Here is a 22,523-nt window from a genome sequence, read left to right on the forward strand (position 1 = left end):
CTCGCCCAGGGGGCCCTTGTCGCCTTCCAGGGCCAGCTTGGCCGAACCACGGATGATGGGGGTGTCGTCGCCAGGGAAGCTGTACTTGGACAGCAGCTCGCGCACTTCCATTTCGACGAGTTCCAGCAGTTCTTCGTCGTCCACCATGTCGCACTTGTTCAGGAACACGATGATGTAGGGCACGCCCACTTGGCGGGCCAGCAGGATGTGCTCACGGGTCTGGGGCATCGGGCCGTCAGCGGCCGAGCACACCAGGATAGCGCCGTCCATCTGGGCAGCGCCGGTGATCATGTTCTTCACGTAGTCAGCGTGGCCGGGGCAGTCCACGTGGGCGTAGTGGCGGTTGGCCGTTTCGTATTCGACGTGGGCGGTGTTGATGGTGATGCCGCGGGCCTTTTCTTCGGGCGCCGCATCGATTTCGTCGTACTTCTTGGCTTCGCCGCCGAACTTAGCGGACAGCACGGTGGCGATTGCCGCCGTCAGGGTGGTCTTGCCATGGTCCACGTGGCCGATAGTGCCAACGTTGACGTGCGGCTTGGTCCGCTCGAACTTACCTTTTGCCATTTTTTCGACTCCGAAAAAAACTACTAACCCAACTCGACAATATGGGCGCACTCCAACATGGAGTGCGCCCAAATTCTGGTGCCCTTGGCGGGAATCGGACCCGCGACCTCTCCCTTACCAAGGGAGTGCTCTACCACTGAGCCACAAGGGCATACCCAACCCACATATGCAGACTGGAAAATTTACTCAAGCAAACCTGGAGCGGGAGACGGGAATCGAACCCGCGTCATCAGCTTGGAAGGCTGGGGTTCTACCATTGAACTACTCCCGCACAGATTGTGCTCACCTCAAGAAAACCCTGAGAACTTCTCCACACCATTTCTGGTGGAGGGAGCTGGATTCGAACCAGCGTAGGCGTAAGCCAACAGATTTACAGTCTGCCCCCTTTAGCCACTCGGGCATCCCTCCGGAGAAACTCTGAGTATAGCAGGTTTTTTACCCTGCACAAGCTTGCAGCCTCTAGCAGGAACCACATGTGGCGCGGCTGGCGGGGATCGAACCCACGACCCTTGGCTTCGGAGGCCAATACTCTATCCACTGAGCTACAGCCGCAAACCCCAATATGGAGTAAACCGATCGATTATCGCATGGACCAAGGCGCCCAAGGATCAGTCCGCACCCAACTCAAAGCCCAGCCCCTTGAGGTAGGCATCCACCGTAGCCCGCCCCACCTCCAGCAGATTGAACCCGCCACGATTGAGCATCCAGCCCTGCAACAGCCCATCAAAAAGCGCCCAGAGCCCCATCGCAGCAACATCCGCAGACATAGGCAAAACCAAGCCTTGCGCCTTGACAGCCGAAACAACATCCTCACGAAGCTTCGCGCGAAACCCCTCACAAGCCATCACATGGCGATCACGCACCGCATCCAACTCCTGCACATACTCAACTTTATACATCGCGATCTCAAACACACGACGAACCCACTCATCCGTCGCCACCGCGTGCAGGGCCGCACGCATCGCCCCCCGCAAGCGCCACAGCGACGCCTCCTCCTCCGCACCCGCGCCGCGAAACCCACAAGCGAACTCCAACGGCAGCGTGACACGATCCATCATGGCGTTGAACAAGTCCGCCTTGTCCTTGAAGTGCCAGTAGATCGCCCCCCTGGTCGCACCAGCCGCCTGCGCAATATCACCAAGCGACGCACGGGAAACCCCCTTGTCATAAAAGACACGCTCCGCGGCATCCAGTAGGCTATTGCGCGTAGCCACCGCATCCTCCTTGGTTCTACGCACCATCAATCACCCCCTTGCCACACTTAGAACACACCACAAACCCCGAGCACCCTCGTATTATACATTCATGAATGTATGTATAATGCCAGACTTTTTTGCGGCACCATTTCTCGTCAGGCGAAGGCCGCATCTTGGCCCACCTGTCGACACCCCGCCTTATAGAAGGACCCTCTATGCACCGCACGCGCACCCCTTCAGACAAAGACATGACGCAAGCCCACCATCTGAGGCACACCCTTCTTGCGCTGGCGTGCACCATCGCCCTGGGGGCGTGTGGTGACAAGAGCGCCGCCCCCACGGGTGGGAGTGCGCCTAAGATGCCCCCCGTTCAGGTTGGCGTCGTCAAAGCCACGCCAGGTGATGTGGGATTGGTGACGGAACTGCCCGGCCGCGTCGAGGCCGTGCGGACAGCGCAAATCCGCGCAAGAAGCGCAGGCATCCTGCAAGAGCGCCTCTTTCGCGAGGGCAGCGAAGTCAAAGCGGGCCAGCTGCTGTTCAAGATAGATGGCGCCCCTTATGCCGCAGCGCTGGAAAGTGCTCGCGCTACCCTGGCACGTGCCGAGGCCAATTGGACCCAGGCCTCAGCCCAGCTCGAACGCCTGCGCCCTCTGGTAGCGGCGAATGCCGTCAGCAAACAAGATTTTGTCAACGCCGAAGCGTCGCAGAAAGCCGCCTTGGCCGACGTAGCGGCAGGCAAGGCGGCCGTGCGGCAAGCGGAGATCAATCTCAGCTACACCACAGTAACGTCCCCGATCAGCGGGCGCATTGGTCGCGCGATGGTGACGGAGGGTGCTTTGGTAGGACAGGGCGAAGCTACCCAGTTGGCGCTGGTGCAGCAGATCAACCCGGTATACGTGAATTTCACCCAGTCCTCCACCGACGTTTTGAACCTGCGGCGCGCCATGGAATCGGGACAGCTCAAGCGTGCCGCAGGCGCCCAGGCTGCCAGCGTGCGTGTGATGCTCGCCGACGGCAGCGAATACCCGCTGCCTGGCAAGCTGCTGTTCACCGACCTGTCCGTGGATCCGAGCACGGGCCAGGTGACGCTGCGCGCCGAGGTCCCCAACCCGAAGGGCGAATTGCTGCCTGGCTTGTATGTGCGTGTACGCGTTGAGCAAGCTCAGGCGTCGAATGCCATCACCTTGCCACAGCAGGCCGTGACACGCACGCAGCAAGGCGACAGCGTCAACGTGGTCGGCGACGACGGCAAAGTCACGCCACGCAAGGTGAAGGTCACCATGGCCCAAAACAACCGCTGGCTCGTCCAGGAAGGGCTGCAGGCTGGCGAGCAGGTGATGGTTGATGGTTTCCAGAAGCTGATGATGCTGCCACCAGGTACCCCGGTACAAGCCGTGCCTTGGCAGCCACCGGGCGCTGCCGCACCAGCCACTGCAGCATCCCCCGCCGCAGCCGCGTCGGCTGCAGCCCAATAAGCAGAGGCCCACTCCATGGCCAAGTTCTTTATTGACCGCCCCATCTTTGCATGGGTGATTGCATTGTTCGTCATCGTGCTCGGCGTTGTGTCCATCAAACAGCTGCCAATCGCACAGTACCCTCCAGTCGCCCCGCCAACCATCGTCGTCAGCGCCGCCTACCCGGGTGCTTCGGCCCAGACGCTGGAAGACAGCGTGCTGTCCGTCATTGAGCGCGAGATGAATGGCTCGCCCGGGCTCATTTACATGGAATCGGTCGCCCAGGCCGACGGCTCCGGCAGCATCACCTTGAGCTTCCAGCCCGGCACCAACGCCGACTTGGCGCAGGTGGATGTGCAGAACCGGCTCTCGCGGGCCACACCGCGCCTGCCGTCGGTGGTTACGCAGCAAGGGGTCCGCGTAGACAAGTCACGCTCGAACTTTCTGCTGTTTGCCATGTTGTCCTCGAAGGACCCGGCGTTTGATACCGTCGCACTGGGCGACTACGGTGCGCGCAACGTCGTGCCCGAGCTCCAGCGCTTGCCGGGCATCGGGCAAGCACAGCTGTTCGGCGCCGAACGTGCCATGCGCATCTGGATTGAGCCCACACGGCTGACGGGTTACCAGCTCACGCCAGCAGATGTCACGGCCGCCATCCGCGCTCAGAACGCGCAGGTCGCCAGCGGCACCATTGGCGATCTGCCCAACGTGGCGGGGCAAGGCATCTCCGCCACCGTGGTGGTCAATGGCCAACTCACCTCCGTGGAGCAGTTTGGTGACATCGTGCTGCGAGCCAACCCCGATGGCTCCACCGTCCGTCTGAAAGACGTGGCGCGCATCGAACTGGGTGGCCAGGCCTATGCCACATCGGCCCGCCTGAATGGCGAACCTGCCGTGGGTATTGGCGTCCAGCTCTCCCCTACCGGCAACGCTTTGCAAGCCGCGAAGGATGTGCGCGCCAAGATGAAAGAGCTGGAGCGCTATTTCCCCAAGGGCGTGGAATGGTCCATCCCCTACGACAGCTCCAACTTCGTTGACATCTCCATCACACAAGTGGTGCACACCCTGCTGGAAGCCGTGGTTTTGGTGTTCCTCGTGATGTTCCTCTTCCTGCAGAACTGGCGCTACACGGTCATTCCCACCATCGTCGTGCCGATTGCGCTGCTCGGAACCTTTGCTGTTCTGCTGGCACTCGGTTTCTCGATCAACGTGCTGACCATGTTTGGCATGGTGCTGGTAATCGGCATCGTCGTGGACGATGCCATTGTGGTGGTCGAAAACGTGGAACGGATCATGAGCGAGGAAGGCCTCCCTCCGCTGGAAGCCACACGCAAGGCCATGCGCCAGATCTCCGGTGCCATCGTCGGCGTGACCGTGGTGCTGATCTCCGTATTCGTTCCACTGGCCTTCTTCGCCGGCTCCACCGGCAACATTTACCGCCAGTTTTCGACGGTGATGGTGGCCTCCATCGGCTTCTCGGCGTTCATGGCGCTATCACTCACACCGGCGCTGTGCGCAACCCTGCTGAAGCCCGTAGAGGCAGGGCACCACCATGAGAAGAAAGGGTTTTTCGGCTGGTTCAACCGAGGCTTCAGCCGTACCGCAAAAACCTACGAGGGCATGGTCAGCCGCATCCTGCAAAAAGCCATGCGCTACCTCGTGATCTACGCTGCCATCGTGGGCGCGGTGGCTGTGGTGTACACGCGCCTGCCGACTTCGTTCCTGCCCAATGAAGACCAAGGCTACATCATCGTCAACGTGCAGCTGCCACCCGGCGCCACTCAGGAGCGCACGCTCGCCGTAATGCAGCAAGTCGAAGGCTTCATCCTCAAGCAGCCGGAAGTTAAGAGCATGGTGGGCGTGCTGGGCTTCAGTTTTTCTGGCCAAGGCCAGAATGCCGCCCTGGCATTCGTGACACTCAAGGACTGGGCCGACCGCAAAGGCCCCGGGCAATCGGCCGAAGCGGTGGCGGGCCGCGCCATGGGTGCCTTGATGGGGGTGCGGGATGCCTTCATCTTCGCGTTGAGCCCGCCTCCCATTCCGGAACTGGGCGCGGCTTCGGGCTTCACCTTCCGCCTGCAGGACCGCAGCGGTGCCGGACACGAGGCCTTGGTTAACGCGCGCAACCAGCTCCTTGGCATGGCCTCCCAGAGCAAGATCCTCGCCCAAGTCCGCCCGGATGGACTGGAGGACGCGCCGCAGCTGCAGATCGACGTCGACCGTGACAAAGCCAATGCCTTGGGCGTGCCTTTCGACTCCATCAATTCGGCGCTCTCCACGGCATTGGGTTCGAGCTACGTGAACGACTTCCCGAACCAGGGACGCCTGCAACGCGTCGTGGTACAGGCCGACGCCCCCGCACGCATGCAAGAGGGGGATCTGCTGCAGATCAACGTGCGCAACAGCCAAGGCCAGCTCGTACCGCTGTCCTCGTTCGCCAGCGTCCGCTGGATCAAGGGCGCGCAGCAGACCGTGCGCTACAACGGCTATCCGGCAATGCGCATTGCTGGCGCCCCCGCTCCCGGCTACAGCACCGGCGCCGCCATGGCGGAAATGGAAAAGCTGGCGTCCCAGCTCCCTGCCGGTTTTGGTTTCGAGTGGTCCGGGCAGTCGCGTGAGGAAAAGCTCGCCGGCGCGCAAGCACTGATTCTGTATGGTTTCGCCGTGCTCGCCGTATTCCTGTGCCTGGCAGCGCTCTACGAGAGCTGGTCGATTCCGCTCGCCGTGATCCTGGTCGTGCCCCTGGGCGTGCTCGGGGTGCTGCTGGCAACGCTGCTGCGTGGCTATTCGAACGACGTGTACTTCCAGGTGGGGCTGATCACCGTGATTGGTCTCTCCGCGAAGAACGCCATTCTGATCATTGAGTTCGCCAAAGATCTGCAAGCGCAAGGCAAGAGCGTCATCGCCTCGGCGCTCGAAGCGGCGCATTTGCGGTTCCGGCCCATCATCATGACCTCGCTGGCCTTCGGCCTGGGCGTGCTCCCGCTGGTGCTTGCCTCCGGCGCCGGCTCGGCAAGCCAGCGCGCGATCGGCACTGGGGTGCTGGGTGGCGTGTTCACGGGGACGGTGCTGGCCGTTGCTTTCGTGCCTGTGTTCTTCGTCGTCGTGCGCTCGCTCTTCAGGGGCAGCAAACGCCAGCAGGAACTGAACCGGCGTCATGCCGAAGAAGTGGGGATTTCCGCCCATGAATAAAACCGTCATTTCCCCGATCGCCTTGGCAGTTCTCCTGCTGGGTGGCTGCTCCTTTATTCCGACGTACGAACGCCCGGAAGCCCCGGTGCCGGCGTCCTACGCCCAGGGTGGCACGGCCAGCGCCGCTGCCGCCAGCGCGGATTGGCAGGACTACTTCACCGACCCGCGCCTGCAGCGGCTGATTGAAACCGCCTTGGCCAACAACCGCGACCTGCGCGTGGCCGCACTGGCCATTGAGCAGGCGCGCGCGCAGTTCCAGATTCAGCGGGCTGCGCAGTGGCCATCGGTGGGCGTGGGCGCCACGGCTTCCCGGGCGCCCAGTGCCAGCACAGGCTCGCTCACCAATACCTACAGCGTTGGAGGGGTCCTGTCGGCTTGGGAGCTGGACTTTTTCGGCCGCCTGGGCAGTCTCAAGGAGCAGGCCCTTGCGCAGTACCTCGCCAGCGAAGAGGGGCGCAAGGCCGTGCAGGTCAGCCTCGTCGCCGGGGTGGCAAATGGCTGGCTCACGCTGCAGGCAGACGAAGAACTGCTCGACATCTCGCGGCGCACGCTGGCGACACGCGAGGACTCCCTGGCGCTGGCCAAGATGCGCCGCGAAGTCGGTCTGGCCTCGGACCTCGACTACCGCCAGGCCGAGTCGTTGGCCGAAGCTGCGCGTGCCACGCTGGCGCAGCAGCAGCGGCAGCGCGCACTGGACGAAAACGCCCTGGCTCTGTTGCTGGGGCAGCCGTTGCCCGACGACATTCGTGCCAGCCTCGCTGGCAGCCGCCTGGCCTCCGTGCCCGCCATGGCCGACTTGCCTGCGGGCTTGCCGTCGGACTTGCTGACCCAGCGGCCAGACATCCGGCAGGCCGAGCAACAGTTGATCGCGGCCAATGCCAGCATCGGCGCAGCGCGCGCGGCCTTCTTCCCCAGCATCACACTCACCGCGCAAGCAGGCACGGCCAGTACTGAGCTATCGGATCTGTTCAAGAGCGGAAGCTGGGCGTTCACGCCGACGGTGTCGGCATTGCTTCCCGTGTTCAATGCCGGACGCAACCAAGCTGCACTGGATGCTGCGAAGGCGGGCCGCGCGATCGCGGTCGCCCAGTACGAAAAAGCGATCCAGAGCGCCTTCCGTGAAGTGTCCGATGCCTTGGCCAGTCAAAGCCTGCTGGCCGAGCAATCGCGCGCCCAGCAAGCCCAGGCCGCGGCCGAGGCAGAGCGGTTGCGCCTGTCGGACCTGCGCTACCAGAATGGCGTCGCCAGCTACCTCGATCTGCTTGATGCGCAGCGTTCTCTGTTCGCCCTGGAACAAGCCGTGGTTCAGGTCCGGCTGGCACAGCTGCAGAACCAAGTGCAACTCTACAAAGCCCTGGGGGGCGGCTGGCGCGAGGTCTCGCCCAGCGGTAAAGACGCGTCGTGATCCCACGCGGCCCCAGCGGGGCTGCGTGAGGCAAAGATATAATTTAAGGTTGTTACAAAACGCCCCCGATCACCAGAGTAAACCATGACAAACCCACAGCAAGAAGGTGCGCACACAGGCCCCATCAAGTCGCCACAACAAGTCCTGCTGGCAGGTTTCTTCTCTTTCGTGGTACCTATCTTCGTCATCATCGCCTTGGTGACGTTCGTCGTCTCCGGTGACAAGCCCGCGCCGAGCGGTGCAAATGCAGAAAAGGCCAAAGCAGAGCGCCTGCAAAAAGTCGGCATGGTAGAAATCCGCAACGCCAACCGGCCCCTGCGCACGGGCGAAGAAGTATTCAAGGGCCAGTGCGCCGCATGCCACGCAACTGGCGCAGCCGGTGCCCCGAAGTTTGGCGACGCCGCTGCCTGGGCACCGCGCATCGCCACCGGATTCGACGCGCTGGTGCACTCGGCGCTCAAGGGCAAGGGCGCCATGGCCCCTCAGGGTGGTGGTGACTTCAACGACACCGAAATTGCCCGGGGCGTAGCCTATATGGCGAACGCCGCAGGAGGCAACTTCACGGAGCCAGCCCCTCCCGCCGCGGGTGATGCGGCTGCGAAATAATCGCTGCCACGCGCGAAGAGCTCCCAAGCCGGCCAAGCGCCGGCTTTTTTACATTCGCTGTAACGCCTCGGGACTTAGCACAAAGCCGTAATGGCCCGGTAAATCTGCTGCATTCACATCAATGGGGTCTGGCCAGCGCCCTTGCTCCAGCGCCTGCGCGAAGACAGGTACGTCCAGGGAGTGCACCAAGCCGACCCCCAGTGGTGAAACCAGGTAGACCCGCCCTTCTTCATCCAGCAAACAGCGCTCTGACACCACCTCTTGGCCAGTCTGGGTACGCACCGCGCCGTCGCAACCGATGCGGTAGATAAAGGGGGTCGCCTCCAGCTCGACATACACGCGCTGCGGGCCGTTCTGAAAGAACCAGCAGCCGCGTCCATCGACTGCGTAGTTGCGTCCAATGAAAGCGATCAGTTTCTCATGCGCCAGCTTCTGGCCTTTGGCCTGGGCAAATGGGCCGCTGGCTTGGGTCGCTGTATCGCGCAAGTACCAATGCCCGCGCGCATCCAGTCCGAGCCAGCCATAGCAATCTGGCACATTCGGCCACTTGGCCAGCGCTTGTTTCACGATGTCATCCATGGATGCTATTGTGCACAAGGCTGCATTACGCTTCTCATTTGATAGCTGCTAGCGCTTGCCCACATTGGCTCAGAAGCTGATTTGGCATAAAAAAACCCAGCCTAGGCTGGGTTCCTTTTCTGACGACGGTGCACCTGCGCGGCGCAACAGCCGTTTCAGCGCTTCTGGCGGAATTTGCGCAGGGCAGCAATCTGGGCGGCCATGATCGCAAGCTCGGACTGGGCACGCGCCAGATCGATTTCGCTCTTGGCGTTCTTGAGTGCTTCCTCGGCTGCGGCCTTGGCTTCACGGGCTTTCTGGTCGTCCAGATCCTTGCCGCGGATGGCGGTGTCGGACAGCACGGTCACGCAGTCAGGCTGCACTTCCAGAATGCCACCGGCCACAAAGACGAATTCTTCGCTGCCGTCGGCCATCTCGATGCGCACCGAGCCGGGCTTGATGCGCGTGATCAGGGGCGTGTGCTTGGGCAAAATGCCCAACTCGCCAGCTTCACCCGGCAGGGCGACAAAGCGCGCCTGGCCGGAGAAGATGGACTCTTCCGCGCTGACCACATCGACGTGGAGGGTATTCATCGTTGCTCCTCAGAAAAAGCGGGGACTGGGTTCGATGCCAGCCGCCAGGAACCAACCCGGCGGCCTGCTGCATCAGGACGCCAGCTTCTTGGCCTTTTCGAAGGCTTCGTCGATGGTGCCGACCATGTAGAAGGCCTGCTCGGGCAGGTGGTCGCACTCGCCGTTGACGATCATCTTGAAGCCACGGATGGTTTCCGACAGCGGCACGTACTTGCCAGGCGAACCCGTAAACACTTCGGCCACGTGGAACGGCTGCGACAGGAAACGCTGGATCTTACGGGCGCGGGCCACCACGAGCTTGTCCTCAGGTGCCAGTTCGTCCATACCCAGAATGGCGATGATGTCGCGCAGTTCCTTGTAGCGCTGCAGCGTGCCTTGCACGTCGCGTGCCACCTTGTAGTGCTCTTCGCCAACGACTTGCGGGTCGAGCTGGCGGCTGGTGGAGTCCAGCGGGTCCACGGCGGGGTAGATACCCAGTGCAGCGATGTCACGCGACAGCACCACGGTGGAGTCCAAGTGGGCGAACGTCGTGGCTGGCGAGGGGTCGGTCAAGTCGTCCGCTGGCACGTACACGGCCTGGATGGAGGTGATCGAGCCCACCTTGGTGGAGGTAATACGCTCTTGCAGACGGCCCATTTCCTCGGCCAGCGTCGGCTGGTAGCCCACGGCGGAAGGCATACGGCCCAGCAGAGCGGACACTTCGGTACCGGCCAGCGTGTAACGGTAGATGTTGTCCACGAAGAACAGCACGTCACGGCCTTCGTCGCGGAACGACTCGGCGATGGTCAGGCCGGTCAGGGCCACGCGCAGACGGTTGCCCGGGGGCTCGTTCATCTGACCGTAGACCATGGACACCTTGGACTCGCCCAGGTTCTCCAGGTTCACCACGCCGGAATCGGCCATTTCGTGATAAAAGTCATTCCCTTCACGGGTACGCTCACCCACGCCAGCGAACACGGACAGACCCGAGTGCGCCTTGGCGATGTTGTTGATGAGTTCCATCATGTTCACGGTCTTGCCCACACCGGCGCCACCGAACAGACCCACCTTACCGCCCTTGGCGAACGGGCAGACCAAGTCAATCACCTTGATGCCGGTTTCGAGCAGCTCTTGCGAGGGCGACAGCTCGTCATAAGCGGGTGCCTTGCGGTGGATGGAAGCCGTGAGGGCCTGGTCCACGGGGCCGCGTTCATCGATAGGGTTGCCCAGCACGTCCATGATGCGGCCCAGGGTGGCCTTGCCCACGGGCACGGTGATGGGGTTAGCGGTGTTGGTCACCATCAGACCACGCTTCAAGCCGTCAGACGACCCCAGGGCGATGGTACGCACCACGCCGTCGCCGAGCTGCTGCTGCACTTCCAGCGTCAGGGCCGAGCCTTCGAGCTTGAGGGCGTCATACACCTTGGGCATCTGGTCGCGCGGGAACTCGACGTCCACCACGGCGCCGATACATTGAACAATCTTGCCTTGCACTTGAGCCATGTGATTTGCTCCAAAAATTTAAACCGAGACCGCGAGGCGGCCTAGACGGCTGCGGCACCCGCGACGATCTCCGAAAGTTCTTTCGTGATCGCGGCCTGGCGCGTCTTGTTGTAGACCAGCTTGAGCTCGTTGATGACGTTGCCAGCATTGTCGGTGGCAGCCTTCATGGCCACCATGCGGGCAGACTGCTCAGAGGCCATGTTCTCCGCCACTGCCTGGTAGATCAGTGACTCGACATAACGCACCAGCAACTCGTCGATCACGGCCTGCGCATCGGGCTCGTAGATGTAGTCCCAGCTCGGGCCAGACTTGTCGGCCTGCATCTGCTCGGAGGACAGCGGCAGCAGTTGCTCCACCACCGACTCCTGCTTCATGGTGTTGATGAACTTGGTGTAGCTCAGGTACACCGCGTTGATCTTGCCTTCAGCGTAAGCATCGAGCAGCACCTTGACAGGGCCGATGAGCTTTTCCAGATGCGGCGTATCGCCCAGGTTGGTGACGTGGGCCACCACCTTCGCGCCAACCCGGTTCAGGAAGCCCAGGCCCTTGTTGCCAATGGCAACGGCCTGCGTTTCGACGCCCTGGGACTGCAGTTCGCGCAGCTTGGTTGTCACCGCGCGCAGCACGTTGGTGTTCATGCCACCGCACAGCCCCTTGTCGGTCGTCACCACGATGACGCCCGCCACCTTGGCGTCGTTCGTCTTCATGAAGGGATGCACGTACTCGGGGTTGGCTTCACCGAGATGGGCGGCAATGTTGCGCACCTTCTCGGCAAAGGGACGAGCAGCGCGCATGCGGTCTTGCGCTTTGCGCATTTTGGACGCGGCCACCATTTCCATGGCCTTGGTGATCTTCTTGGTGTTTTCCACCGATTTGATCTTGCCGCGTATTTCCTTGCCTGCTGCCATGAGGGCTCCTCGTCCGGTTTAAGCGAACGTCTTCTTGAACGCCGTGATGGCTTGCGTCAGCTCGGCCTCGTCCTTGCCTTCCTTGTCGAAGGCGCGGTTGCTTTCCAGGCGCTCCAGCAGACCGGCATGGCTGGTCTTCAGGAACTGGTGCAGGCCGGATTCGAAGGCAAGCACCTTCTTCACGTCCACATCGTCCAGGAAGCCCTTGTTCACGGCGAACAGCGTGGCCCCCATCAGGCTGATGGGCAGCGGGCTGTACTGCGGCTGCTTGAGCAGTTCGGTCACGCGGGCACCACGGTCCAGCTGCTTGCGCGTCGCATCGTCCAGATCGGAAGCGAACTGCGCGAACGCAGCCAGCTCACGGTACTGCGCCAAGTCGGTACGGATACCGCCGGACAGGCCCTTGATCAGCTTGGTCTGTGCTGCACCACCAACGCGGGACACCGAGATACCGGCGTTGATAGCGGGGCGGATACCGGCATTGAACAGGCTGGTTTCCAGGAAGATCTGGCCGTCAGTGATCGAGATCACGTTGGTCGGCACGAATGCGGACACGTCGCCGGCCTGCGTTTCGATCACGGGCAGTGCGGTCAGCGAGCCGGTCTTGCCCTTGACTTCACCCTTGGTGAAGGCTTCCACGTAATCAGCGTTCACACGGGCAGCACGCTCCAGCAGACGGCTGTGGAGATAGAACACGTCGCCAGGGTAGGCTTCGCGGCCCGGGGGACGGCGCAGCAGCAGCGAAACCTGACGGTAGGCCACAGCCTGCTTGGACAGATCGTCATAAACAATCAGTGCGTCCTGGCCACGGTCACGGAAGTATTCGCCCATCGTGCAGCCGGAGTAAGCCGACACATACTGCATTGCGGCAGATTCCGATGCCGAAGCGGCGACGACGATGGTGTAGTCCATGGCACCTGCCTGCTCCAGGGCACGCACCACGTTCTTGATCGACGACGCCTTCTGGCCGATGGCGACGTAGATACACGTCACGCCCTGGCCCTTCTGGTTGATGATGGCGTCGATGGCCACGGCGGTCTTGCCGGTCTGGCGGTCACCGATGATCAGTTCGCGCTGACCGCGGCCGATCGGCACCATGGAGTCGATCGACTTCAAGCCAGTGGCCAGCGGCTGGTCCACGGACTGGCGCGCGATCACGCCAGGAGCGACCTTCTCGATCACGTCCGTCATCTTGGCGTTGATCGGGCCCTTGCCGTCGATCGGCTGACCCAGGGCGTTCACCACGCGGCCCACCAGTTCGGGGCCCACGGGCACTTCCAGAATACGGCCCGTGCACTTCACGGTGTCGCCTTCGGAGATGTGCTCGTACTCGCCCAAAATCACCGCACCCACGGAGTCGCGCTCCAGGTTCAGCGCCAGACCGAAGCTCGGCTGACCGTCGCTGCCGGCGGGGAATTCGAGCATTTCGCCCTGCATCACGTCCGACAGGCCATGCACGCGCACGATACCGTCCGTCACGGACACCACGGTGCCCTGGTTACGGATGTCGCTGCTGGCTGCCAGCCCTTCGATGCGGCTCTTGATGAGTTCAGAAATTTCTGCGGGATTGAGTTGCATGACTCTTTCCTTCTTTCTTTAATTAGCCCAGACCTCCAGCCGCTCAGGCCGTGAGGGCCGCTTTCATTTGTTCCAGACGGGCCTTGACCGAAGTGTCGAGCACCTCGTCGCCCACCACCACGCGGACACCGCCGATCAGCGCCTCATCCGTTTGAACAGTGAGGTTGAGCTTGCGGCCAAAACGCTTGTCCAGCGTGGCGCCCAGCTCGGCCAGGGCATTGGCATCCAGCGGGAAAGCGCTGTAGACCACGGCATCGGAACTGCCATTGCTCTGGTTCACCAGCGCGCGGAATTGGGCTGCGATTTCAGGCAGCGCCTGCACGCGGCCGTTGTCGACCACGGTGCGCAGGAAATTTTTGGCCATCTCCGGCAGAGCCGTGCGGGCCACGCCCGTGATGACACCGAGCACCTGCTCGGGAGTCACCTTGGGGTTGTCTGCCAGTTGGCGCAATTGAGGGTTGGCGGCAATCGCCGCCAGCTCGTCCACCCAGGCGGCGGCGCCGTTCAGGTCGGCACCGGCGGCGCCAGTGCAAGCCTTGTACAGCGCCTCGGCGTAAGGGCGTGCAATGGTGGCGAGTTCAGCCATGTTGCGTTCCTTACAGCTCGGTCTTGAGGCGGTTCAGCAGATCGGCGTGGACACCCGCGTTGATTTCCTTGCGGAGAATCTGCTCGGCGCCCTTGACAGCCAGCACCGCCACCTGCTCGCGCAGGGCTTCGCGGGCGGCAATCGCTTGCTGCTCAGCTTCGGCGCGGGCCGCGGCGACAATCTTGTTGCCTTCGTCGGTGGCGCGGGCCTTGGCCTCTTCGATGATGGCCTGTGCGCGGCGCTCGGCATCGGCCAGGCGCGTTGCGGTTTCGTTGCTGGCGGCCGCCAGTTCCTTCTTCACACGCTGGTCGGCAGCGGCGAGTTCGGACTTGGCCTTGTCGGCAGCAGCGAGACCATCGGCGATTTTCTGGGCTCGCTCATCCAGCGCCTTCGCGATCGGGGGCCACACGAAGCTCATCGTGAACCACACCAGGATCAGGAAAACGATGGCCTGAACGAACAGGGTCGCGTTGATACTCACGGCAACACCTTTCTATCGTTGGCGTTGATCGGAGTGCTTAGGCAGCCAGTTGGAAGGGGTTGGCAAACGCGAACAGCAGGGCGATGGCCACGCCGATCAGGAAAGCAGCGTCGATCAGACCGGCCAAGATGAACATCTTGGTTTGCAGTTCGTTGATCAGCTCGGGTTGGCGAGCAGAGGACTCGAGGAACTTGCCGCCCATCAGAGCGATACCGATCGAAGCGCCGATAGCGCCCAGACCCACGATCAGACCACAAGCCAGAGCGACGAGACCGAGAATGTTTTCCATGATGACTCCTAGGGATGAAAAGAAAGGTTGAAAAAAGGAAAGGAAGGATCAGTGAGCTTCATGCGCCTGGCCGAGGTAAATCAGCGCAAGCATCATGAAAATGAAGGCTTGGAGGGTGATCACCAGAATGTGGAAGATCGCCCAGATCGAGCCCGCAATGATGTGCCCCACAGGGAGCAACACACCGGAAAGCGACATGGCAGCCGCGCCACCCATCAGGGCGATCAGCATGAACACCAACTCACCAGCGTACATGTTGCCAAACAGTCGCATGCCATGCGATACGGTCTTGGCAACGTATTCAATGATCTGCATGAGCAGATTGACCACACCCAGAATCAGGGCGAAGACAGGATTCTTGCTGGTGCCGAACGGCGCGGTCACCAGTTCGTGCGCCCAGCCACCCACGCCCTTGATCTTCAGGCTGTAGTAGAAGCACAGAATCAGCACGGCAAAGGACAGGCCCAACGTGGTCGAAAGGTCGGCCGTGGGCACCACACGCAGGTAGGCGTGGTGGTCACCCTGCACGCCTTGCCACAGCACGGGCAGCAGATCGACGGGCAACATGTCCATGGCATTCATCAAAAAGATCCAGACGAACACCGTCAAAGCCAGGGGCGCAATGAACTTGCGGCTCTCGGCGTTGTGGATATTGGCCTTGGCCTGGTTGTCCACCATTTCGACGAGGATTTCGACGGCAGCCTGGAAGCGCCCCGGCACACCGGAAGTAGCGCTCTTGGCGGCACGCCAGAATACAAACAAGGCCAGCACACCAAGAATCAAGCCAACGACGATGGAGTCGTAATTAATGACCGAGAAATCCACGATGGACTTCTGCTTGATGTTCTGGAGGTGCTGCAAGTGGTGAACGATGTATTCACTGGCAGTCGGTCCGTGCGCTTCTGCGGCCATTGCTTACTCTTCTCTCAAAAAATCAATCGGTTTTTCGGACACCGGGCTGCACCTTCAATGCCACCCAGTAAGTTTTCATCGTCACGACCATGCCGACCAGCAAGGCCAGCCAACTCAAATCCTTCACCAGCCGGGCTGCCGCCGCCAGCATGGCGATGGTGAGCACGAGCTTGGCCAGCTCCCACACGAAGAACCTTGCCATGGCGCCCCCCGCGTTGGCGGAGCCGCTTGGGCGCGCAACACCACGCGCAAAAAGGGCAGCGGGAACCACCACCGAGAGTGCGCCATAGCCAGCGGACCATGCCACAGAAGGCTTGCCAGAGAACAACCACGCCAAGACGGCGACGACCATCCCCACCAGCGCCTGACCTGCAACGATGCGCCAAACGGAGACCGGCGGGTTGCGGCGGCGCCATTCCTGTGCCTCTTGGGCCGTCAGGGGCTTGAAGTCAGGTTCTTCGTCCTCAGCTTCAGTCTCATGGGCAAGGTTGTTCATCTTCTTGGTGCCCACGCTTGTATCAGACCGAAACGACAAAACCGCGCGATTATAAGTAAAAACCCGAGACGCTCGGCAAGGTTTTGCCTTCCCCGCACAACGCCGGTGCGCAGCTTGCCTGCGCATGAGGCCTGCGGAGCCTGCGACCGCACACCTGCGCAGTACCGCACCACATGCAGCCCAATCGCCTGTTAGCGCACAATCCACGGGCGCCAGCAGCTATTGATTTGAAAGCACGTATGACCTCCTCCACCTCCACCGCCAATGGCTCCACCCCCGATCCGCGCAAGGATTCGCTGATCGAATATCCCTCGCAGTTCCCGATCAAGGTGATGGGCCTAAAGCAGGACGGCTTCGTGCACGCCGTGACCGACATCGCCCACCGCTTCGATCCCGCGTTCGACGCCAGCCGCATTGAGCTGCGCCCCAGCAGCGGCGGCAAGTACCTGGGCGTCACCATCACGGTGACCGCCACCAGCCGCGAGCAGCTCGACGACCTGTACCGCGCGCTCACCGCGCATCCGCTGGTCAAGGTCGTCCTCTGACATGGACATCCGCATCCTGGGCCGCACCGACTACCGTGCCACGGTGCAGGCCATGCAAGACTTCACCGCGGAACGCACCGACAGCACGCCCGATGCGCTCTGGATTTGCGAGCACGCACCGCACTACACACAAGGCCTTGCCGGCAAAAGCGACCACATCCTGAACCCGGGCACCATTCCCGTCGTGCCCACCAACCGTGGCGGCCAGGTCACCTTCCACGGCCCGGGCCAGGTGGTGGCCTACCCACTCGTTGACCTGCGCCGTGCCGGCTACTACGTGAAGGAATACGTCTACCGCATCGAGGAAGCCGTGATTCGCACCCTGGCCGCCTACGGCGTCACCGGCCACCGCGTGGCGGGCGCACCTGGCATCTACGTGCGCCTGGACGACCCGGGCAGCCACGCCCTGCTGCCCCAGCGCCCGCAGCACAGGGATGCGGCTGGCGCGGCGCCGTCCCCCGACTTCACCGGCCTGGGCAAGATCGCCGCGCTGGGCATCAAGGTCAGCCAGCACTGCACTTACCACGGCGTGGCCCTGAACGTCGCCATGGACCTGGAGCCCTATGCCCGCATCAACCCTTGCGGCTACGCGGGTCTGGCGACGGTCGATCTTTCTACAATCGGCGTCCACACCACCTGGGATGAAGTCGCCGCACGGCTGGGCCACCAGCTCGCCACGCGCCTGTCCCCCTGAACCGCCAAGGCCATGAGCACCTCCGACGTCGTGCGCGAAGCGCAATCCACCGCTGACTACAACCCGCTGGCCAAGCAAAAAGCCGCCGCCAAGCTCTCACGCATTCCGATCAAAGTCGAACCCGGCGAGGTACTCAAGAAGCCCGAGTGGATCCGCGTCAAAGCCGGCTCGCCCACCACGCGCTTCTACGAGATCAAGGACATCCTGCGCGCCAACAAGCTGCACACCGTCTGCGAAGAAGCCTCGTGCCCCAACATTGGCGAATGTTTCGGCAGCGGCACCGCCACCTTCATGATCATGGGCGACAAGTGCACGCGCCGCTGCCCGTTCTGCGATGTGGGCCACGGCCGCCCTGACCCGCTGGACCAGGACGAGCCCGCCAACCTGGCGCGCACCATTGCCCAGATGCGGCTGAAGTACGCCGTCATTACCAGCGTGGACCGCGACGACCTGCGCGACGGCGGCGCAGGCCACTTTGCCGCCTGCATCCAGCAGATTCGTGAGCAATCGCCACGCACGCAGATCGAGGTGCTGGTGCCCGACTTCCGCGGCCGCGACGACCGCGCGCTGGCCATCCTCAAGGACACCCCGCCCGACGTGATGAACCACAACCTGGAAACCGTGCCGCGCCTGTACAAGGAAGCACGCCCGGGCGCCGACTACCAGTTCTCGCTCAGCCTGTTGCAGAAGTTCAAGGCCCTGGTGCCGCAGGTGCCGACCAAGAGCGGTTTGATGGTCGGCCTGGGCGAGACGGACGAAGAAATCCTGCAGGTGATGCGCGACATGCGCGCGCACGGCATCGAGATGCTGACCATCGGCCAGTACCTTGCGCCCAGCAACAGCCACCTGCCGGTGCGCCGCTACGTGCACCCCGACACCTTCAAGATGTTCGAGGCCGAGGCCCTGAAGATGGGCTTCTCGCACGCCGCCGTAGGCGCCATGGTGCGCTCCAGCTACCACGCTGACCAGCAGGCGCACGCCGCCGGGGTGTAACCGCCCCGGGGGCCGTTCCCTCAGCGCACCACAAAAAAGGCCGCATCAGCGGCCTTTTTTATGCCCCACGGCCAGCACACAAGCGGCTCAGCGCCCCATGCCCTGCAGCCACTGCGCCAACTCCTCGGCCGCCTGGTCGGCCGCTTCGGCCAGCGCGCGCACGCCTCCGGCCGCATCGGCGCTGGGCGCGGGGCGCTGCACCACGAACACGCGCTGGCCCAGCAGGCGCTCGCCCCCAGGCAGCGGTTCAGCCAGCGTGGCACGCAGGCGCAGCAGGCCGCTGCTGCGCTCGGGGCTGGCGAACACTTGGCTGAACTCCTCCAGGTCCAGGCGCAGCACCACCGGCGGCTTGTCCGAGCCCGGGGCCAGCGGGCGGTCCAGCGGCTGCACGATGGCGCGCTGCTCTCCCAGGCGCTCGCGCAGGCGCTGCAGCACCAGGGCAGTGGGCGGCTGGCTCCAGCGGGCCAGTTGGTAGGGGCGCAGTTGCTGCGCGTCGGCATAGGCCAGGCGGTACACCACCGCGGTGCCGCTGCCTGCACCGCCGGGCGCGTCCATGTCGGCCAGGGCCAGCGCCGGCAAGGCCGTGGCAGGCGCTGCGGCCGCCGTGGCGGGGCCAGGCCCCAGGTCATACAGCTGGGGCCGCGCCGGCGGCTGAGGCAGCGCACCACAACCCGTCACAAAAATGGCACAAAAAATGGCCGTAGCGCTTATGCAGCAAGCGCGAGCAGCTATCAAAAAATGAGTTTTCATGGAGCGACTCCTTCGATGTCAGTGTTCCACGGCGCAGGAAACTAGCGCGTCCCAGGCCAGGGTAGCCGCGCAAGGGCTGCCCCGCCGCGCGGGCTGCGGCGCCCACCCAGAGCGCGAAGCGCGTAGAGAGAGGGGGAAGGCACGAAGCGCCTCAGGGGGTGCTTCATTTCCAGCCGGGTTCACCCGGTCCCGGCTGCGGCGCGCCGGCGCCGTAGAGGAGGGATTGCGGGTTCTCGGCCATCCCCTCGGCCACGCGCCCGAACTGGCGCGCGGCACGCGCGGCCTCGTCGCTGGCACGGTTCACGCGCGGCAGCGTGGCGTCGCTGAACTTGTCGGCCGCGCGCGCCAGGGCGCGGGTACTTTGCTCGATCTGTTCGAGCGAACCGCCAGGGGCGTACAGGCGGCGCGTGGTCTGGCCCAGGCCGTCCGCCGCGGCCGATGCACTGTGGCCCGCTTGCTGCAGCACCTGCAGTGTGGCGCGCGCGTCCTGCGCCAGCGCCGGCACGGCGGCCAAGGCCGGATCCAGGCGCAGGCGCACAGTGGCATCCAGCCGTTGGCCAAGCTGCGCGATCTGCCCGGCGGCGCTGCCGATGTTGTCCAGCGCCAGGCTGAAGCGCTCCTGGTTCTCGTCACCAAGCAGGCGGTTGATGCGTTCGGCGGCAGCCTGCATCTGCGCCACCACGCCCAGCCCCTGCTCGGCCAGCTTGGTCAGCGATGAAGCCTGCAACGGCAGGCGTGGCACGCCGCTGGGGCCGGTGGGCTGCACCGGCAGGGGCTGCCCGGCATCGTCGAGCAGCACGTGGGCCAGGCCCGTCACGCCCTGGTAACCAAGCACGGCGAAGGTGGTCGGGCGGATGGGCGCGTCGGCGTTGACGGCGATGCGGATCAGCACATTGCCGTGCACCAGTGGATCGAACCCGATGTCCACCACCTTGCCGACGGCCACGCCCTTGTAGCGCACGCTGGCCTGGGGCTGCAGGCCGCTGACGCTTTCCTTGCTCGACAGCTCGTACAGGGTGTAGCGCGTGTTGTCGCGCGTGAGCCAGAGGGCGAGCGCAGCGAGCAGCGCCGTGACCACGATGAGAAAGATGCCTGCGGCCAGGGCATGGGCCTTGTTTTCCATGGTTCAAGCCTCCGGCGGCACGGCGCCATGCACGGGCGCCATGGCCCGGCGGCCGCGCTCGCCCTGGAAAAAATGGTGGATGAAGGGGTGGTCGAACTGCGCCACGTCCAGCGGTGCGCCATCGACGATAACGCGCTTGTCGGCCAGCACGGCCACGCGCGTGGACAGGGCGAACAGCGTGTCCAGGTCGTGCGTGACCATGACCACGGTGAGGCCGAGCTGCGCGTGCAGCTCGCGCAACAGCGCACAGAAGTCGTCGGAGCTGTTGGGGTCGAGCCCCGCCGTGGGCTCGTCAAGCAGCAGCAGCGGCGGGTCCATGATGAGCGCGCGCGCCAGTGCCACGCGCTTGACCATGCCGCCCGACAGGTCGGCCGGCATGCGTGTGGCGTGCTCGGGCTTGAGGCCCACGAGCTGCAATTTCGCCATGGCAGCGTCGCGCACCAGCGCGTCGGGCAGGGTGCCCAGCTCGCGCAGCGCGAAGGCGATGTTGTCGAGCACGTTGAAGGCCGAGAACAGCGCGCCGTGCTGGAACAGCATGCCCACGCGGGCGGCAGCGCCCTCGCCGCTCATCTCGGCCGCCGGGCGGCCCAGCACCGTGACGCTGCCACGCGAGGGCTGCAGCAGGCCCAGCATCTGGCGCAGCAGCACCGTCTTGCCAGTGCCCGAGCCGCCCACGAGCGAGAGCATTTCGCCGCGTTGCACCGTGAGCATCAGGTCCTGGTGTACGGCGAAGGCCGATTCACCTTGGCCAAAGACGGACCACAGGCCGTCGATACGCACCACGGGTTCGGAGGACGCCTGCATTCAGACCCCCACGTTCTTGAAAAGAATGGCGAACAGCGCATCGACCAGGATGACCACGGTGATGGCGTTGACCACCGAGGCCGTCGTGCCCTCGCCCAGGCTCTGCGTGTTGGGCTTGACGCGCAGCCCCCAGTGGCAGCCGATGAGGGCAATCATGACGCCGAACACGGCCGACTTGCCCAGCGCCAGGTACAGGTTGGACACCTGCACCGCACGTGGCAGCGCCTGGGCGAAGTAGGCCGGGGTAATGCCCATGGTCAGGTCGGCCGCCAGCATGCCGCCGGCCAGTGCGGCCAGCGTGGTCCACACGCTGATGAGCGGCATGGCCAGCATCAGCGCCAGCGCGCGCGGCAGCACCAGGCGAAAGCCCTGCGGGATGCCCATGACGCGCATGGCGTCCAGCTCCTCGGTCACGCGCATCACGCCGATCTGCGCCGTGATGGCAGAGCCCGAGCGCCCCGCCACCAGGATGGCCGCAAGCATAGGCCCCAGCTCGCGGATCAGCGAGATGCCCAGGATGTTGACGATGAACGATTCGGCACCGAACTGGCGCAGCTGCAGCGCCATGAGGTAGGCCAGCACCACACCGATGAGGAAGCCCACCAGCGCGGTGATGGGCAGCGCCGTCGTCCCCATGCGGTACAGGTGGCCCGAAAGATCGCGCCAGGGCCCACGCCGCGGCGCGCGCGCCAGGCGCAGCACGTCGAGCCCCAGCTGGCCGACGAGCTGCACGAAAAAGCGCACGTGCTCCATGGCGTGCAGTACCAGCTCGCCCAGGCGGTGCACCTGGTTCATCAGGCGCCAGGGCGGCGGCGGCGGCGCGGGGGCCACGCTCAGGCGCGCTACGCGCTCGAGCATGGTGCGGTGCGCGTCACCGGCCACCAGGCGCGCAGGCCAGGCACGGCCCCAGTGGTTCCACAGCAGTTGCGCGCCCACGTGGTCCAGCCACTGCAGGCCGCTCAAGTCCCAGGCCAGGTCGGGCGCGGGTGGCAACGCGGCCAGTTGGCGGCGCAGCACGCGCCACTGCGCACGCTGGCCCAGGTCGGCCGCACCCCAGCGCCCCCGCAGCACAGCGCACGGCCCGTCGGGCGTGTCGGTGCGCAGCAGTTGGGGGGGGGAAATACTCATGCCGGTCAGGGTTCCAAAGTTACGCAGGATAACGCCCCGGCCGCCAGGCTGGCAAGCAAGACAGTGCACGCCGGGCATGAAATTAATATCAAAAAGGGCTGTAGCGCTTACCAATAAAGCGCTAGCAGCTATGCAAACAATAGCATCCTGGGATTACCCGCTCGACAGTCGCACGCTGCTTTGCAC

The 22,523-nt window shown here is 63.7% G+C and carries 22 protein-coding genes, 4 tRNA genes and 1 pseudogene; 7 read left to right on the forward strand and 20 right to left on the reverse strand.

Annotation, left to right across the window (positions count from 1 at the left end):
* The 6 genes from BN2503_RS07605 to BN2503_RS07630 form a co-directional block, all read right to left on the reverse strand.
* On the reverse strand, positions 1–564 hold a 564-nt coding region (locus tag BN2503_RS07605; protein WP_148639738.1), incomplete at its 3' end, for a GTP-binding protein.
* A 76-nt stretch (positions 565–640) separates the two neighbouring features.
* Positions 641–715: transfer RNA gene (locus tag BN2503_RS07610), tRNA-Thr, on the reverse strand.
* Positions 716–761: 46 nt separating this feature from the next.
* A tRNA-Gly gene (locus BN2503_RS07615) sits at positions 762–835 on the reverse strand.
* Positions 836–886: 51 nt separating this feature from the next.
* Positions 887–972 (reverse strand) — tRNA-Tyr (locus tag BN2503_RS07620).
* A gap of 68 nt (positions 973–1,040) precedes the next feature.
* Positions 1,041–1,116, reverse strand: a tRNA-Arg gene (locus BN2503_RS07625).
* 56 nt (positions 1,117–1,172) lie between these two features.
* Positions 1,173–1,805 carry a TetR family transcriptional regulator gene (locus tag BN2503_RS07630; protein WP_054256059.1) on the reverse strand — a complete coding sequence of 211 codons (633 nt, stop codon included), beginning with the start codon at positions 1,803–1,805 and terminating at the stop codon, positions 1,173–1,175.
* A gap of 203 nt (positions 1,806–2,008) precedes the next feature.
* On the opposite strand from BN2503_RS07630, the gene BN2503_RS07635 reads away from it, so the two are divergent.
* The 4 genes and pseudogenes from BN2503_RS07635 to BN2503_RS07650 form a co-directional block, all read left to right on the forward strand.
* A complete protein-coding gene (locus BN2503_RS07635; RefSeq protein ID WP_054256131.1) occupies positions 2,009–3,235 on the forward strand; it encodes an efflux RND transporter periplasmic adaptor subunit in 1,227 nt (408 codons plus the stop codon).
* Between the two features lie 15 nt (positions 3,236–3,250).
* Positions 3,251–6,406, forward strand: a complete 3,156-nt coding sequence (locus BN2503_RS07640) for an efflux RND transporter permease subunit (RefSeq protein WP_054256060.1) — start codon at positions 3,251–3,253, stop codon at positions 6,404–6,406.
* The gene (locus tag BN2503_RS07645) at positions 6,399–7,811 is read left to right on the forward strand and encodes an efflux transporter outer membrane subunit (RefSeq protein WP_082366526.1); all 1,413 of its coding nucleotides are present in this window, start codon (positions 6,399–6,401) and stop codon (positions 7,809–7,811) included. The genes BN2503_RS07640 and BN2503_RS07645 overlap by 8 nt, the downstream gene beginning before the upstream one ends.
* An 84-nt stretch (positions 7,812–7,895) precedes the next feature.
* Positions 7,896–8,411: pseudogene (locus tag BN2503_RS07650) on the forward strand (c-type cytochrome); the annotation flags it as partial.
* A gap of 54 nt (positions 8,412–8,465) precedes the next feature.
* Here the strand turns inward: BN2503_RS07650 and BN2503_RS07655 are convergent.
* The 10 genes from BN2503_RS07655 to BN2503_RS07700 all read right to left on the reverse strand — a co-directional run bounded on the left by BN2503_RS07655 (position 8,466) and on the right by BN2503_RS07700 (position 16,300).
* Positions 8,466–8,996: a DUF2946 family protein gene (locus BN2503_RS07655; protein ID WP_054256063.1), complete on the reverse strand. Its 531-nt coding sequence runs from the start codon at positions 8,994–8,996 to the stop codon at positions 8,466–8,468.
* A 155-nt stretch (positions 8,997–9,151) separates the two neighbouring features.
* The gene (locus BN2503_RS07660; RefSeq protein WP_054256064.1) at positions 9,152–9,568 is read right to left on the reverse strand and encodes a F0F1 ATP synthase subunit epsilon; all 417 of its coding nucleotides are present in this window, start codon (positions 9,566–9,568) and stop codon (positions 9,152–9,154) included.
* A gap of 72 nt (positions 9,569–9,640) precedes the next feature.
* Positions 9,641–11,050, reverse strand: coding sequence for a F0F1 ATP synthase subunit beta (gene atpD / locus BN2503_RS07665; RefSeq protein WP_054256065.1), 1,410 nt, complete (start codon positions 11,048–11,050; stop codon positions 9,641–9,643).
* A gap of 41 nt (positions 11,051–11,091) precedes the next feature.
* Positions 11,092–11,958 (reverse strand): F0F1 ATP synthase subunit gamma, encoded by an 867-nt coding sequence (gene atpG / locus BN2503_RS07670; protein ID WP_054256066.1) that lies wholly within the window; start codon positions 11,956–11,958, stop codon positions 11,092–11,094.
* Positions 11,959–11,976: 18 nt separating this feature from the next.
* Entirely contained in the window at positions 11,977–13,536 is a 1,560-nt protein-coding gene (atpA, locus tag BN2503_RS07675; protein WP_054256067.1) for a F0F1 ATP synthase subunit alpha, read from the reverse strand.
* 43 nt (positions 13,537–13,579) lie between these two features.
* Complete coding sequence (locus BN2503_RS07680) at positions 13,580–14,122, reverse strand: F0F1 ATP synthase subunit delta (protein ID WP_054256068.1); 543 nt, start codon at positions 14,120–14,122, stop codon at positions 13,580–13,582.
* 10 nt (positions 14,123–14,132) lie between these two features.
* Positions 14,133–14,603 carry a F0F1 ATP synthase subunit B gene (locus tag BN2503_RS07685; RefSeq protein WP_054256069.1) on the reverse strand — a complete coding sequence of 157 codons (471 nt, stop codon included), beginning with the start codon at positions 14,601–14,603 and terminating at the stop codon, positions 14,133–14,135.
* A gap of 37 nt (positions 14,604–14,640) precedes the next feature.
* Positions 14,641–14,892, reverse strand: a complete 252-nt coding sequence (gene atpE / locus BN2503_RS07690; protein WP_054256070.1) for a F0F1 ATP synthase subunit C — start codon at positions 14,890–14,892, stop codon at positions 14,641–14,643.
* 48 nt (positions 14,893–14,940) lie between these two features.
* Positions 14,941–15,804 carry a F0F1 ATP synthase subunit A gene (gene atpB, locus BN2503_RS07695; protein WP_054256071.1) on the reverse strand — a complete coding sequence of 288 codons (864 nt, stop codon included), beginning with the start codon at positions 15,802–15,804 and terminating at the stop codon, positions 14,941–14,943.
* A gap of 22 nt (positions 15,805–15,826) precedes the next feature.
* Positions 15,827–16,300 (reverse strand): ATP synthase subunit I, encoded by a 474-nt coding sequence (locus BN2503_RS07700; RefSeq protein WP_054256132.1) that lies wholly within the window; start codon positions 16,298–16,300, stop codon positions 15,827–15,829.
* Positions 16,301–16,539: 239 nt separating this feature from the next.
* Between BN2503_RS07700 and BN2503_RS07705 the strand changes: the two genes are divergently transcribed.
* Genes BN2503_RS07705 through lipA form a run of 3 tightly spaced genes read left to right on the forward strand, consistent with a single transcriptional unit; the run spans position 16,540 to position 18,532 of the window.
* Positions 16,540–16,845 carry a YbeD family protein gene (locus BN2503_RS07705; protein ID WP_054256072.1) on the forward strand — a complete coding sequence of 102 codons (306 nt, stop codon included), beginning with the start codon at positions 16,540–16,542 and terminating at the stop codon, positions 16,843–16,845.
* Position 16,846: 1 nt separating this feature from the next.
* Positions 16,847–17,539, forward strand: a complete 693-nt coding sequence (gene lipB, locus BN2503_RS07710; protein ID WP_054256073.1) for a lipoyl(octanoyl) transferase LipB — start codon at positions 16,847–16,849, stop codon at positions 17,537–17,539.
* Positions 17,540–17,551: 12 nt separating this feature from the next.
* On the forward strand, positions 17,552–18,532 hold the full coding sequence (lipA, locus tag BN2503_RS07715; protein ID WP_054256074.1) for a lipoyl synthase: 981 nt from the start codon (positions 17,552–17,554) through the stop codon (positions 18,530–18,532).
* 87 nt (positions 18,533–18,619) lie between these two features.
* Here lipA and BN2503_RS07720 read toward each other — a convergent pair whose 3' ends face one another.
* The 4 genes from BN2503_RS07720 to BN2503_RS07735 form a co-directional block, all read right to left on the reverse strand.
* Positions 18,620–19,282 (reverse strand): ABC-type transport auxiliary lipoprotein family protein, encoded by a 663-nt coding sequence (locus tag BN2503_RS07720; RefSeq protein WP_054256075.1) that lies wholly within the window; start codon positions 19,280–19,282, stop codon positions 18,620–18,622.
* Positions 19,283–19,445: 163 nt separating this feature from the next.
* The gene (locus tag BN2503_RS07725; RefSeq protein WP_054256076.1) at positions 19,446–20,405 is read right to left on the reverse strand and encodes an MlaD family protein; all 960 of its coding nucleotides are present in this window, start codon (positions 20,403–20,405) and stop codon (positions 19,446–19,448) included.
* 3 nt (positions 20,406–20,408) lie between these two features.
* Positions 20,409–21,209 carry an ABC transporter ATP-binding protein gene (locus BN2503_RS07730; protein WP_054256077.1) on the reverse strand — a complete coding sequence of 267 codons (801 nt, stop codon included), beginning with the start codon at positions 21,207–21,209 and terminating at the stop codon, positions 20,409–20,411.
* Positions 21,210–22,337: an MlaE family ABC transporter permease gene (locus BN2503_RS07735; RefSeq protein ID WP_054256078.1), complete on the reverse strand. Its 1,128-nt coding sequence runs from the start codon at positions 22,335–22,337 to the stop codon at positions 21,210–21,212.
* Between the last annotated feature and the right edge of the window lie 186 nt (positions 22,338–22,523).

The organism is Paenacidovorax caeni, assembly GCF_001298675.1.
GTDB lineage: Bacteria > Pseudomonadota > Gammaproteobacteria > Burkholderiales > Burkholderiaceae_C > Paenacidovorax > Paenacidovorax caeni.

Bases quoted from the DNA above. Each gene is read 5' to 3' on its own strand.
- BN2503_RS07630 (WP_054256059.1), bottom strand. From the start codon at position 1,805: ATGGTGCGTAGAACCAAGGAGGATGCGGTGGCTACGCGCAATAGCCTA.
- BN2503_RS07635 (WP_054256131.1), top strand. From the start codon at position 2,009: ATGACGCAAGCCCACCATCTGAGGCACACCCTTCTTGCGCTGGCGTGC.
- BN2503_RS07640 (WP_054256060.1), top strand. From the start codon at position 3,251: ATGGCCAAGTTCTTTATTGACCGCCCCATCTTTGCATGGGTGATTGCA.
- BN2503_RS07645 (WP_082366526.1), top strand. From the start codon at position 6,399: ATGAATAAAACCGTCATTTCCCCGATCGCCTTGGCAGTTCTCCTGCTG.
- BN2503_RS07655 (WP_054256063.1), bottom strand. From the start codon at position 8,996: ATGGATGACATCGTGAAACAAGCGCTGGCCAAGTGGCCGAATGTGCCA.
- BN2503_RS07660 (WP_054256064.1), bottom strand. From the start codon at position 9,568: ATGAATACCCTCCACGTCGATGTGGTCAGCGCGGAAGAGTCCATCTTC.
- atpD (WP_054256065.1), bottom strand. From the start codon at position 11,050: ATGGCTCAAGTGCAAGGCAAGATTGTTCAATGTATCGGCGCCGTGGTG.
- atpG (WP_054256066.1), bottom strand. From the start codon at position 11,958: ATGGCAGCAGGCAAGGAAATACGCGGCAAGATCAAATCGGTGGAAAAC.
- atpA (WP_054256067.1), bottom strand. From the start codon at position 13,536: ATGCAACTCAATCCCGCAGAAATTTCTGAACTCATCAAGAGCCGCATC.
- BN2503_RS07680 (WP_054256068.1), bottom strand. From the start codon at position 14,122: ATGGCTGAACTCGCCACCATTGCACGCCCTTACGCCGAGGCGCTGTAC.
- atpE (WP_054256070.1), bottom strand. From the start codon at position 14,892: ATGGAAAACATTCTCGGTCTCGTCGCTCTGGCTTGTGGTCTGATCGTG.
- atpB (WP_054256071.1), bottom strand. From the start codon at position 15,804: ATGGCCGCAGAAGCGCACGGACCGACTGCCAGTGAATACATCGTTCAC.
- BN2503_RS07700 (WP_054256132.1), bottom strand. From the start codon at position 16,300: ATGAACAACCTTGCCCATGAGACTGAAGCTGAGGACGAAGAACCTGAC.
- BN2503_RS07705 (WP_054256072.1), top strand. From the start codon at position 16,540: ATGACCTCCTCCACCTCCACCGCCAATGGCTCCACCCCCGATCCGCGC.
- lipB (WP_054256073.1), top strand. From the start codon at position 16,847: ATGGACATCCGCATCCTGGGCCGCACCGACTACCGTGCCACGGTGCAG.
- lipA (WP_054256074.1), top strand. From the start codon at position 17,552: ATGAGCACCTCCGACGTCGTGCGCGAAGCGCAATCCACCGCTGACTAC.
- BN2503_RS07720 (WP_054256075.1), bottom strand. From the start codon at position 19,282: ATGAAAACTCATTTTTTGATAGCTGCTCGCGCTTGCTGCATAAGCGCT.
- BN2503_RS07725 (WP_054256076.1), bottom strand. From the start codon at position 20,405: ATGGAAAACAAGGCCCATGCCCTGGCCGCAGGCATCTTTCTCATCGTG.
- BN2503_RS07730 (WP_054256077.1), bottom strand. From the start codon at position 21,209: ATGCAGGCGTCCTCCGAACCCGTGGTGCGTATCGACGGCCTGTGGTCC.
- BN2503_RS07735 (WP_054256078.1), bottom strand. From the start codon at position 22,337: ATGAGTATTTCCCCCCCCCAACTGCTGCGCACCGACACGCCCGACGGG.